Here is a 12,617-nt window from a genome sequence, read left to right on the forward strand (position 1 = left end):
AGCCTCTGCAACGAGGCAACGATCACGCAGAAGCGGAGGTTTTCATTTGAGGCAACGTATTAGTCTTCCCGGAGGTATTGCAATGAGGCAACAGGCCCCTCCTGCACAGGATGCGGGCACCCGACTATGGGGAGCACGGCATGGGCAGGGGTGCCCATCGACACTGTTTTGACGGCCGGGGTAGGTTTTAGGCAATGGATCTTCCGGACAAGCCGGGGGCCGCTGGGGATGCCGACCTGGTTCGGATCCACTCACCACACAAGGAGAAACTGATGGCTATTTGGGGTGCAGACGTTGAGCAGCTTCGTACGCTCGGCAGCAGGCTACAGCAGGGCGCGGACGTCATCGAATCGCAGCGCAGCAATCTCACCGCTCTTCTGGACAACACACAGTGGCTGGGACCGGATGCTGACAAGTTCAAGGAGCAGTGGAGGGGCGAGCACACCACCAGGCTGAACCAGGTTGCTGAAGCACTCAAGGAAGCCAGCAACCGGGCAAAGCAGAACGCCGACCAGCAGTTCCAGGCCTCCCAGGGCTAGCCTTCGCGTTGGAAACACTTGGCAGGGCCGGACACCGTGTGGTGTCCGGCCCTGCTGGTGCAACCCTCCGGCCGGCCCTCGCGGCGCGGCACTTAGGGGACGGGTTCGACGTCGTTGGCGTGCTCCAGCGGTGACGTCGCCTGTGTCCTGGCTTCCTTGTTCGCCGTGGTTGTGACTGCACCGCGCAGGGGCGGCACCGGCGCCCGCAGTTCGTCAAGCCGGACCAGGATGACACCGCCCACAATGAGGACGCCGCCCAGGAGCTGGACAGCCCCCGGCAGTTCCCCCAGCAGCAGCCAGGCCCAGATCACGGCAAAGAGGACTTCGGTCAGCGACACGAAGGACGCCACCTTGGAACCCAGCGCCCGCGCGGCCATGATGCCCGAGACGTAGGCCAAAACCGTCGCCAGCACCACCAGGCCGGCCAGCGGGGCCCACCACGGGGTGGTCCAAGGACCGAGTTTCGTGTCTGCGGCGCTGAAGGCCATGGGGAGCAGGCCGGTGGCTGCGGCAAGCCACATCACGGCCGCACCCACCATCAGGCCCCCCGAGGCCAGCACGATGGGCGGCAGGGTGTCGTTTTCCTTCGCGGTGATGAAGAAGTAGATGGCCAGGCAGACCGCTGCTGCAATGCCCCAGAGCACGCCCACCGGATCCACCTTGACCGCACCGGTAAGGTCCAGGACCAGTACCAGGCCGGCCAAGGAGAGCAGGGTTCCCCCGAAGGTGAGGGCCCGGGGACGCTTCCGGCTGGCGGCCCAGAGCCACAATACGATGATGACGGGTGCCAGGTACTCGAGGAGGAGGGCAACGCCCACGGACAAACGGGCCACGGCATTGAAATAGAACAACTGGCATGCGGCCACGCCGATCAGTCCGAACAGGAGGATGGTCACCCAGTTGTCCCGCAGTTGGTGCCAGCGCCCCCGCAGTGCGGGAATGGCCGGAATGGCGAGGATCAACGCGGCGCCCGTTAGCCGGGCCGTCACGGCGGCTCCCGGCGTCCATCCGGTTTCCAGCAGCGCCTTGGCGAACGAGCCGGAAAGCCCGAAGACGGCGGAGGAGAACAGCGCCACCCCCAGCCCGGATGCCAGGAACCCCCGCCGGGCAGTGGGCGTTTGGCGGTTCTGGGCGTGGTTGTTGGCGGCAGGCACCGTCGCCTCCTGTCAGGAGTAAAGTGGGGTAATGGTCATGACATTACGCTTCCGCACTGTAAGGAGTCAAGATGGTTTTTGCCCCTGACACTGAGGTGGCACTGCGCACCGTGGTAAATCTCATCAACTCCGCGGCGAACGGCAGGGAAGAGCTTGCGGCACAGGCGGACCTGGACAGTTTTTTGGCCGCCGAAGGCTTTTCGGGTTCCAGGACCCGGGACGAGGCGGAGCTCGCGAGCGTCCGGGAGCTTCGGCGCCAGTTGGCGGCAGTGTGGACCGCCAGTGAAGATGCAGCGGTGGAAACTGTGAACCGGCTGCTGCGCGAGGCGAACGCATTGCCCCAGCTGGTCAAGCACGATCGCTGGGATTGGCACCTGCACGCCACTACGCCGGAGGCGCCGCTGGCAGACCGGATGAGCACGGAAGCGGCCATGGCGCTGGCGGACGTCATCCGCGGCAAGGAGATGGACCGGCTGCGCACTTGCGAGGCCGAAGACTGCGACGCCGCCGTGCTGGACCTCAGCCGGAACCGGTCAAAGCGTTACTGCGACACCGGTAATTGCGCCAACCGGATGCACGTTGCTGCCTACCGCGCGCGGCAGGCAGCAGCAGGCTAGCGGCAGCGCAATTCAGGGTGGCGGGTCAGCGGTCCGAGGGCCCCTCGGGTCCGGCCTCGGAAGCGGGCGGATTCTGTGCGCCAGGGGCGCCGAAGCCGTGGGATGGCTTTTTCGAGCTGAGGTTGACGCCCGAGCCCTTGCCCAGGTGCTCGGCATTTTCCTTGTAGCTCATGGACAGCATGGCCGCTATCACCAGGGTGACGATGAACGCAATGCCGGCGCCGGTGAAGGCAAGGTCGAAGCGGGGGGTCTTGGCGCTGCCGCCGGAGGCAAAGATCAGGACTGCCACGAAGGTGACGACGGCCCAGAACGCGGAGAACATCAGCGGCCCCTTCACCGAGGTCCGCAGCTTGCGCGGTTTTCCTGGATGCTGGTCTGCCACGGTGAATCCTCCCTGCAGGCGGCACGCTGCCGTCCTGGTTTACGTAGTGCGGTGGTTCGCCCGGCCCTATTTTTCTACAACGAGTAGAACCGCGCCCTCCTAGTTTACGGCTTCCCGGCCCCGCCCCGGGCATCGTGCTTGAGCGTCAGGCCGGAGAGTACCCACAGGACGCCCGAAATGATTGCCCCGCCGCCGGCCACTCCGAGCAGGGCATGCGCACCCAGGTTGATGAAGAAGGGCAGGACGGCGGCGGTACCCAGGCCAATGATGCCGGACGCGATCCAGTCCCGTGCCAGGACGTGCCGGCCGCGGAACCGCAGGCCGCACCACAGCTCCAGGGCTCCGGCCACGCCCAGGCCGAGGGCTGCTATGACACCAAAAAGCAGGTCGCTGTGCATCAGCACCAGGGCGAACCCTGCACCCGTGAGCACTGAACCCGCAGCGGAGAGCAGCTTGCCCGGCGTGGATTCCCGGGCGAACCCGGTGGCGGGAGCGCCCCAAAGGGAAACAACGCCGGTGGCCAGCAGGTACAGTCCCCCGGCCCAGCCCATGACCTCGACGGAGGGCGATGGCCAGAAAATGGTCACTGCACCAAACACGAGGGCCGCCGCCGAGCGGAGCAGCACCGGCTTCCACAGGTCGGGCCGGGGTGCAGTTCCCGCTGCTGCGCCTGCGGGTGTTATTGGTTGCGTCACCGGTCCAGTTTAGTGGGGCGGACCGCTAGGCCGAACCCAGGACCATCCACCGGTCCGACCTCGCGCGCACCCCGAGGGTGACGGCGCGGGCCGCCATATAGCCCACCGCGAAAGCGGCCCACAGCCAGCCCAGGCCGGCTGCGCCCCCCGCACCGGAGATCGCAACAGCGGCGAGCAGCGGCGCATACACGGCAAGGTTGACCAGCCCCGCAAGGGCCAGGTACTTGGCATCGCCGGCGCCGATCAGCACGCCGTCCAGCACAAAGACGTAGCCGGCGATTGGCTGCCCGGCCGCAAGGATCCACAAAGCGACGGCCAGCACGGACTGGACCTGCTGGTCGGACGTGAACAGGGCTCCTGCCCAGGGGGCCACCGCGGCGAGCAGCAGGCCCGTCGCCACTCCAAAGCCGGTTCCCCAGCGGATCATGGTGCCGGTGAGCAGGCGCGCCTTGCCCGCGTTGGAGGCGCCCAGTTCCTTGCCGATCAGTGCCTGCGCGGCGATGGCCAGGGCATCCAGTGCGAAGGCCAGGAACGAAAAGATGGTCATTGCGAGCTGGTGGGCAGCGAGGTTGACTGCGCCCTGCGCGGTAACCACCAGCACGGTCACGAGGATGGCTGCGCGCAGGCTGAGCGTGCGCAGCATCAGCCAGGACCCCACGCGGGTCATGCTGCGGATGCCCCGCCAGCTGGGCAGGAGGCTGACGCCGTGGCGGACCGCGTTGCGGCGCACCATTACGAGGTAGACCGCCGCCATGGCCCACTGCGCCACGCTGGTTCCCACCGCCGAGCCCGTGACAGACCAGCCCAGTCCGTAGACCAGCCACAGGTTCAGGACGATGTTCAGGCCGAAGCCGGCGGTGGCCACCACCAGCGGGGTCCGCGTATCCTGCAGTCCGCGGAGAACGCCCGTGCCGGCGAAGATGAGCAGCATGGCCACCAGGCCGGGCATGGACCAGCGCAGGTAGTCCACGGCGAAGGCCTGCACCTCGCCTTCCGCGCCCATCAGGCCGATCAACGGTTCGGCGGCCACGAAGCCGGCAACCGCAAGGCCCACGCCGAGCAGCAGTGCCAGCCACACGCCGTCGCGCCCGGCCGCCAGGGCCTTACCCAGTTGCCCATCGCCAATGGCGCGGGCGACGGCCGGGGTGGTGGAATACGCGAGGAAGACCATCAGTCCGACGGCGGTGTGCAGCACCGCGGATGCCAGTCCGACGCCGGCCAGTTGTGCCACGCCGAGATGCCCCACGATGGCGGAATCCGCCAGCAGGAACAGCGGCTCGGCCACGAGTGCCCCGAAAGCAGGGACGGCGAGACGGAGTATTTCCCGGGCATGGCCCTTGCGGGACTCCACGGGAAGGGAGGGCGATTGTTGCGGCACCGTGCCAGCTTAACCTTCCGTGACATTCACCTGCGGGTCGTGCGGCCGGACATGACAAAGCCCACACTTCCACCTAGATAGTTGACTCTTCAACCTTTGGTGCGGAAGACTGGATACCTCAAGCCGCTGTGATCCGTCCCTGCTTGCACACCTGTCCAGCTCCGACCAAAATCCGAAACGGTGGATCTTCCATGAACCAGTCCCGACTTACCACTACCGCCATCACGGCCCTCCGCATCGTCCTGGGCTTCCTCTTTGCAGCCCACGGCTGGCAGAAGTTCAGCGAGTGGACCATCGCAGGCACCCAGGCCTCGTTCGCCAAGATGGGCGTGCCGGCCGCCGAGATTGCAGCCCCGGCCGTCGCCGTCCTGGAACTGGCCGGCGGAATCGCCCTGATCCTGGGCATCCTCACCCGGGTGGTTGCCGCCCTCCTGGCCCTGGATATGCTCGGCGCCCTGTTCCTGGTGCACGCCTCGGCCGGCGTCTTCGCCGCCAACGGCGGCTACGAACTGGTCCTGCTCCTGGCCGCTGCCGCATTCGCGCTGGCACTCACCGGCGCGGGCCGCGTCTCCGTGGACCGCGCCCTGTTTGGCCGCAGCAACTCCAAGCTGGCAGTCCTGGCCTAACCACGGCCACGAAAACACCGCTCGACGGCGGCTGGGCACCTAGGGTGCCTGGCCGCCGTCGGCGTTTAGGCGGCGAAATATCGAACATTGAGGAACAGCCCGGACCATTAAGGCGCAGGAAAGATTGGGAAAACGCTTGCCAGCCTGATGTTGCTACTGGTAAACCTGTGACTGTTGCAGTGAGAGCTGCACCACCGCACCCCAGGTCTCAGCCTTTCTTCAACTGGTCACTTCCGGGAACCTTCTCCTGCGTCGCGCGCATCTGCACTGCTGCGCTTTTCTTTTGAATCGTTCCAAAGTAAGGCCGGGGCCGCTTCACCACCGCTCATCGAAGGAGATGTCCGTGAAGAAACCCCCGCAAGCAAAACCAGGCCCCGAGGCAGGGCCGCCGCAGCGCCGCAGGATCCTTACCTCGGGCACCAAGGCTGCCACCGCGGCTGTTGCCTCTGCCGCGATCGCTTTGACCGGCCTCCCGCCGGTCCACGCGGACACCACCGCACTGCCGCCCGTGGGCAGCGGGTTCAAGTTTGATTTTGGCCCCGGTTCGACGACTGAGGGCTACACGCACGTGGACGCCGCCAGCCAATACTCCGCAGCCGGGAAGTTTGGCTTCACCGACACCGCCGTCACCTCGGGAGCAGACCGCGGCACAGGTGACCCCCTCCGCTCAGACTTCGTCCAGGCCCAGGGCAGCACCTTCCTGGTTGACCTGCCCAATGGCGACTACACCGTCAAGCTGACAGCAGGCGACGCTGCGGAAGCAACCAACATCGCCATCACCGCCGAGAAGATGGCCAAAGTCCAGCTCACGGACAAGCCGGCAGGCCAGTACCTGGAAATGGAATTCCCCATTTCGCTGGTGGACGGCCAGCTGAACCTCGATTTCAGCGGCACAGCGGCCAAGATCAATTCACTGGTCATCTCCGCCCGGGCTCCCCGCACGGCCACCACCGATCCCGGCGTCTACCTCGCCGGTGATTCAACCGTGCAGACCTACGACCCCGGCTTCGTACCGCAGGCCGGCTGGGGCCAGATGATTGACCGGTACTTCGACGGTGCGGTGACCTTCCGCAACCACGCCATCGGCGGCCGGAGCTCCAAGAACTTCATCAGCCAGGGACGGCTCGATGAGATCCTCCGGGTCATCAACCCCGGCGATTACCTGATGGTCCAGTTCGGGCACAACGATGCCACCATCGGCGTGGACGACCGCTACGCCTCCCCCGAGGACTACAAGGAGTACCTGCGGACCTACGTTCACGGCGCACGGCAGCGCGGTGCCACCCCCATCCTGGTCACCCCCGTGGGCCGCCGCGACTTTGACGAGGCCACCGGCAAGTTCCGGGTGAGCTTCCCCGAGTACGTAGCCAAGATGCAGGAACTGGCCACCGAGGAGAATGTGGCCCTGGTGGACCTCTCCGCCTCGAGCCGCGCCTACTACGACGCCATCGGTCCGGAGGACACCAAGTCCGTGTTCCTCCACGTCGACGCCGGCGTCTACCCCAACCGCCCCACCGGAACAGTGGACAACACGCACTTCCAGGAATACGGCGCCATCCAGATCGCCCGCCTGGTGGCCGGTGGAGTAAAGCAGCTCAGCGTTCCGCTGGCCTCCCGCGTCAAGGAAATCGCGCCGCCGTCGTCCGTTCCCGCCACGCCGCAGGGACTCGTGGCCGGCAGCGTTTCCAACGCGGGGGCACTGCTGAAATGGCAACCCGTTGAGGGTGCGGACATCTACAAGGTGTACCGCAAGCTGGCATCCGAGCCGGACAGCGCCTACAAGCTCACCACCACCGCAACTGTGCCCACCGCCAACCTGGCGGGACTGGCCGAAGGCACCGCCTACAGCGTCCGCGTCGCGGCCATGAACGGCAAGGGTCTTTCCGAACCCAGCGATGCACTGTCCGTGACCACGAAACAGGCGAAGTATAAGTTTGACTTTGGCCCCGTGGGCGCGCCCGTCGAACCCGGCTATACCGAGGTGAACCGGACCATGGGCTACACCCCGGAACGCGCCTTCGGCTTCAAGGACATCTCGGTCCTCAGCGACCGGGACCGCGGCGCCGTCACCACCAACCTGCTGCGGGACTTCGTCCTGAGCGGCTCGAGCTTCGAGTTCCAGCTGGACGTGCCCAACGGCACCTATGCCCTGAAGACGTACCACAGCGACTGGATCGGCTCCACGCGGACCGATGTGGCCGCCGAAGGCATTCCCTTCGGCCAGGTCTCCTCCAGCCGCGCTTCCTCCGCCACCAAGATCATCAACCAGGTCCTGGTCTCGGACGGGCAGCTGAACCTGGCCATCAGCGGCTCGGGCCAGCGGCTTAACGGCCTGGAGGTCACGCCGCTGCTGGTGGGCCCGACGAACCTGCACACCACAGCGGTCAACGCGGCGGCCGAACCCCCTGCCGTCGACCTGGCCTGGGATGCCGTGACCGATGCCGCCAGCTACAAGGTCTTCCGCCAGGCGTCCTTCGAGTCCGAACCCCAGGTTATCGCGGAAAACGTGGCCGCCCCTGCATTCCAGGACACCACAGCCTTCGCCGGCCTGACCTACAAGTACTTCGTCACCGCCGTGGACAGCACCGGCCTTGAGTCAGTACCTTCCAACATGCTGGAGACTGCCCTGGTTGACCCCGGCACGCCCGTGCCCGCGCCCACGACCAAGGTGGACATCAAGGCAGTGGAGAAGACCAGCGTGACCTTGAAATGGCAGAAGGTGGCCAACGCCGCCGCCTACCAGGTCTACCGTTCCACCTCACCCGACGGCCCGTTCGAATACGTGGGCCGGGCCACCGAGGTGAACTACACCGACTACACGGTCCTGACCACCATCAAGTACTACTACCGCGTCACCACGGTGAACAAGGGCGGTGAATCCGCGCCTTCGCACGTTGTGGGAACGGAAAAGGTCACGGTGGTCAACCGGCAGATGGAGCAGCTTGACCGGGCACCGGTGGCACTTCTGACGGACGGCGGAGTGCGCGTTGGCTGGCGCATGCTGGGCCTGGACCCGGAGCAGGTGGGCTTCCACGTGATCCGCGACGGCGTGCAGCTCACCGACGAGCCCATCCGCAACAGCACCACGTTTCTGGACCCCTCGGGCACAGCTGCCTCCCGCTACGTCATCAAGAGCGTGGGTAACGGCGGGGAACAGCTCACGGGCGAGTTCACGCCGCTGGCGCGGGACTACCTGTCCGTGAAGCTGGACAAGCCGGCGGACGACTACACCAAGGACGGGCAGCCCTACAGCTACTCGGCCGGTGACGCGAGCGTCGCCGACCTTGACGGCGACGGCACCTACGAAATCCTCCAGATGTGGTCCCCGTCCAACGCCAAAGACAACTCCCAGGCGGGCTACACCGGCCTTGTCTACGTGGACGCCTACCGGATGGACGGCACCAAACTCTGGCGGATCAACATGGGCCCGAACATCCGTGCGGGCGCCCACTACACCCAGCTGCTGGCCTACGACTTCGACGGCGACGGCAAGGCCGAGGTTGCCATGAAGACGGCGGACGGAACGCGGGACGGTGCCGGTACCGTCATCGGGAACGCCGGGGCCGATTACCGGAACAGCAGCGGCTACGTGCTGACCGGGCCCGAGTTCATCACGGTCTTCCACGGCGCCACCGGCACCGTCATGGACACCGTGGCGTATGAGCCGCCGCGGGGAGACGTGGGGGCCTGGGGTGACACCTACGGCAACCGTGTGGACCGGTTCCTGGGAGCCGTGGCCTACCTCGACGGCGAGCGTCCCTCCATGATGTTCAGCCGCGGCTACTACACCCGCGCCGTCCTGGTCACGTACGACCTCTCCGGCGGCAAGCTGGTCAAGCGCTGGACGTTCGACTCGGACATCAGCGGGCCGCAGTACCGGGGCCAGGGCAACCACAACCTGTCCGTCGCGGACGTGGACGCCGACGGCAAGGACGAGTTCGTCTTCGGATCCATGACCATCGACGACAACGGCAAAGCGCTCTACAGCACGGGCCTGGGCCACGGCGACGCGATCCACACCAGCGATCTCGATCCGTCCCGGCCGGGACTGGAGACCTTCGCCGCCCACGAGGATATGGGCTCAAGCGGCAACAAGGGTGCTACGTTCCGGGATTCACGGACAGGTGAAGTGCTCTGGAGCATCCCGGCCACCAAGGACACGGGGCGCGCTGCTGCCGGAGACATCGACCCCCGCCACCCGGGTGCCGAAGGCTGGGCCATCGGCGGCGATGCGGCGTGGAACTCCCCCGTTGGTGAGCTCCGGTCGGCCAAGGGCCAACTGATCGCCAACAAGATCCCTGCAGCCAACTTCCTGGCCTGGTGGGACGGCGACCTGCTGCGCGAAATCGTCGACCACGACTGGGATGCCACCACCAACACAGGTACGCCCAGCATCACCAAGTGGAACTGGGAGACCGCCTCCAGCGACCGGCTGCTGACAGCAACCGGTGCCAAGACCAACAACAGCACCAAGGGCAACCCGGCCATCCAGGCCGACTTGCTGGGTGACTGGCGGGAAGAGATCGCCTGGCCGTCAGCAGACAGCACCGAACTGCGGATTTACACCACCTCTTCCGGTACTGACCTCCGCCTGCGGACGCTGATGCACGATCCGGTGTACCGCCTCTCCGTGGCAAGGGAGAACATCTCCTACAACCAGCCGCCGCACCCGGGCTTCTTCATCGGGGAAGGCATGGAGCTTCCTGCCCAGCCGGATATTGTCTACACCCGCGCCGGCTAGTCCCAATAAACACTGATCTGCCCCGTCCGCCGATTCGGCGGGCGGGGCAGTTCTGTTTGTCTCTTTGCCGGGGCGACCGGCGGGTAACCGGGGGCGTCAGTATGATCACAGCATGACGTCCACCGGCACCCCGAATTCCGTAACCCTCCGCTTCCTGGCCGCGCCGATGGACGTGGGCCACAGCGGGTCGGTGGACGCCGGCACGGTCCTGGAGTGGGTGGACAAGGCGGCTTATGCGGCGGCCGTGGGCTGGGCGAAGTCCTATTGCGTCACGGCCTACGTGGGGAACATCCACTTTGCGGATCCTGTGAACAGCGGCGACATGGTGGAGGTGGAGGCGACCATCGTGTACACCGGGCGGTCCTCCATGCACATCCGGACTGTTGTGTCCTCGGGAGATCCCAAGGGCGGCGCGGCCACCATGCGCAGCCAGTGCATGGTCATCTTCGTGGCTGTCGGAGAGGATGGCAAACCGATCCCCGTGCAGCAGTTCGAGCCCGTCACGCCCAAAGAGATTGAGCAACGGGACCACGCGCTGGCCCGGATCAAGGTCCGCGAGCAGATCGTCGAAGCGATGAACCGGCAGGAATATACGGATGCCGGCACGGCCGAGCGGGTGACACTCCGGTTCATGGCCGCCCCGACGGACGTGAACTGGGGAGGCAAGGTCCACGGCGGAATCGTCATGAAGTGGATCGATGAAGCCGCCTACGTTTGTGCCACCCGCTACTGCGGCCGGGACACCGTGGCGGTGTTCTCGGGCGGAGTCCGTTTCTACCGGCCCCTACTTATCGGGCACGTGGTGGAGGTGGAGGCCCGCCTCGTGTACACCGGAACCAAGGGTATGCACATTGCGGTACACGTCCGCTCCGGCGACCCCAAGGGCGGCGGGCTCAACCTCACGACGTACTGCCTCACCGTGATGGTGGCGCGCGACGACGAAGGCAACTCAATGCCGATTCCCGCCTGGGTGCCTGTCAGCGACGAGGATAAGAGGCTGCACGCCCACGCGCGGGAACTTCTCGAGATCAGGGGTACGGCGCCGGGCAACCGGCTCCCCAACCACTTGCTGACCCAGGGCTGACCCGGTTCCCTAGAAGCCGCCACCGCCGGCGTCAGCCGCCATGTTGGCGAACCGGGAGTAGTGGCCCTGGAAAGCCACCACGATGTCCTTGGTGGGGCCGTTACGGTGCTTGGCCACCAGGATGTCCGCTTCGCCGGCGCGCGGGGATTCCTTGTCGTAGACATCCTCGCGGTGGAGCAGGATCACCATGTCGGCGTCCTGCTCGATGGAGCCCGATTCACGGAGGTCCGACACCATGGGCCGCTTGTCCGAGCGCTGCTCTGACCCACGGTTCAGCTGGGACAGCGCGATGACGGGGACCTGGAGCTCTTTGGCCAGCAGCTTCAAAGCACGGGAAAACTCGGAGACTTCCTGCTGCCGCGACTCCACCTTCTTGCCGGAACTCATCAGCTGCAGGTAGTCGAGGATGACGAGCTTGAGATCGTGCTGCTGCTTCAGGCGGCGGCACTTGGCGCGGATTTCCATCAGGGACATGTTGGGACTGTCGTCGATGAACAGCGGGGCATCATTCATGCGCCCCATGGTGGTGGCGATCTTGGACCACTGCTCGTCCTTGATGGTGCCCTTGCGGAGGTCCTGCAGACCGATGGTGGCCTCGGCCGAGAGGAGCCGCATGGCGATCTCGTTCCGGCCCATTTCGAGCGAGAACATGACCGTGGACAGGTTGTTCTTGATCGCGGCGGAGCGGGCAAAGTCCAGGGCGAAGGTGGATTTACCCACGGCCGGACGGGCGGCAATAACGATCATCTGGCCCGGGTGGAGCCCGTGCGTGAGCTCGTCGAGTTCAAAAAAGCCGGTGGGCACACCGGTCATGCCTTCACCACGGTGGCCGGACGCTTCGATCTCGTCCACGGTGGACTCCATGACGTCCTTAAGGACCACGTAGTCCTCAGCCGTCCGGCGTTCCGCCACAGCGTAGACCTCGGCCTGGGCCTGGTTGACCAGGTCCTCCACCTCGCCGTCCGAGCCGTAGCCCAGCTGGACGATCTTGGTGCCGGCGTTCACGAGGCGCCGGAGGACGGCCCGTTCGGCCACGATCTCGGCGTAGTACCCGGCATTGGCAGCGGTGGGAACGGTCTGGATCAGCTCGTGCAGGTAGGCAGGGCCGCCGATCCTGTTGATTTCTGCGCGCTTGGTGAGCTCATCGGAGACCGTTACGGCATCGGCTGGTTCGCCGCGGCCGTACAGGTCAATGATCGCTTCGTAGATGGTCTCGTGGGCAGGCCGGTAAAAGTCCTGGCCGCGGAGGATTTCCACAACATCGGCGATGGCATCCTTGGAGAGCATCATGCCGCCCAGCACCGATTGCTCGGCGGCGATGTCCTGGGGAGGCTTCCGGCTGGTGTCTGATCCGCGGGTGGTCTCGACCTGGTCCAGATGCGCGATTGACAAAGCTGCCGT

General features: G+C 65.8%; 10 protein-coding genes. 5 read left to right on the forward strand and 5 right to left on the reverse strand.

All coding sequences use genetic code 11. The features are described from left to right. Positions 1–272: 272 nt before the first annotated feature. Positions 273–539, forward strand: a complete 267-nt coding sequence (locus tag B5520_RS15035) for a WXG100 family type VII secretion target (protein WP_079597892.1) — start codon at positions 273–275, stop codon at positions 537–539. Positions 540–631: 92 nt separating this feature from the next. On the opposite strand, the gene B5520_RS15040 is transcribed toward B5520_RS15035, so the two are convergent. Further along, the gene (locus B5520_RS15040; RefSeq protein ID WP_079597893.1) at positions 632–1,693 is read right to left on the reverse strand and encodes an EamA family transporter; all 1,062 of its coding nucleotides are present in this window, start codon (positions 1,691–1,693) and stop codon (positions 632–634) included. Positions 1,694–1,764: 71 nt separating this feature from the next. On the opposite strand from B5520_RS15040, the gene B5520_RS15045 reads away from it, so the two are divergent. Continuing rightward, positions 1,765–2,310, forward strand: coding sequence for a CGNR zinc finger domain-containing protein (locus tag B5520_RS15045; RefSeq protein WP_079597894.1), 546 nt, complete (start codon positions 1,765–1,767; stop codon positions 2,308–2,310). A 25-nt stretch (positions 2,311–2,335) separates the two neighbouring features. Here the strand turns inward: B5520_RS15045 and B5520_RS15050 are convergent, their stop codons facing one another. The 3 genes from B5520_RS15050 to B5520_RS15060 form a co-directional block, all read right to left on the reverse strand. After that, on the reverse strand, positions 2,336–2,692 hold the full coding sequence (locus tag B5520_RS15050; RefSeq protein ID WP_079597895.1) for a hypothetical protein: 357 nt from the start codon (positions 2,690–2,692) through the stop codon (positions 2,336–2,338). A gap of 104 nt (positions 2,693–2,796) precedes the next feature. Next, positions 2,797–3,387 (reverse strand): DUF308 domain-containing protein, encoded by a 591-nt coding sequence (locus B5520_RS15055; protein ID WP_176156885.1) that lies wholly within the window; start codon positions 3,385–3,387, stop codon positions 2,797–2,799. 25 nt (positions 3,388–3,412) lie between these two features. Beyond that, positions 3,413–4,765, reverse strand: a complete 1,353-nt coding sequence (locus B5520_RS15060; RefSeq protein WP_079597897.1) for an MATE family efflux transporter — start codon at positions 4,763–4,765, stop codon at positions 3,413–3,415. 191 nt (positions 4,766–4,956) lie between these two features. On the opposite strand from B5520_RS15060, the gene B5520_RS15065 reads away from it, so the two are divergent. From B5520_RS15065 to B5520_RS15075, 3 genes are all read left to right on the forward strand, one after another. Further along, the gene (locus B5520_RS15065) at positions 4,957–5,391 is read left to right on the forward strand and encodes a DoxX family protein (protein ID WP_079597898.1); all 435 of its coding nucleotides are present in this window, start codon (positions 4,957–4,959) and stop codon (positions 5,389–5,391) included. Between the two features lie 343 nt (positions 5,392–5,734). Then, complete coding sequence (locus B5520_RS23185; RefSeq protein ID WP_079597974.1) at positions 5,735–10,132, forward strand: rhamnogalacturonan lyase family protein; 4,398 nt, start codon at positions 5,735–5,737, stop codon at positions 10,130–10,132. A 112-nt stretch (positions 10,133–10,244) separates the two neighbouring features. Then, positions 10,245–11,216 (forward strand): acyl-CoA thioesterase, encoded by a 972-nt coding sequence (locus B5520_RS15075; RefSeq protein WP_079597899.1) that lies wholly within the window; start codon positions 10,245–10,247, stop codon positions 11,214–11,216. 9 nt (positions 11,217–11,225) lie between these two features. Here the strand turns inward: B5520_RS15075 and dnaB are convergent, their stop codons facing one another. Further along, positions 11,226–12,608 carry a replicative DNA helicase gene (gene dnaB, locus B5520_RS15080; protein WP_079597900.1) on the reverse strand — a complete coding sequence of 461 codons (1,383 nt, stop codon included), beginning with the start codon at positions 12,606–12,608 and terminating at the stop codon, positions 11,226–11,228. Positions 12,609–12,617 lie beyond the last annotated feature (9 nt).

Source organism: Arthrobacter sp. P2b, from assembly GCF_900168295.1.
In the GTDB taxonomy this organism is placed as follows: Bacteria; Actinomycetota; Actinomycetes; order Actinomycetales; family Micrococcaceae; genus Arthrobacter.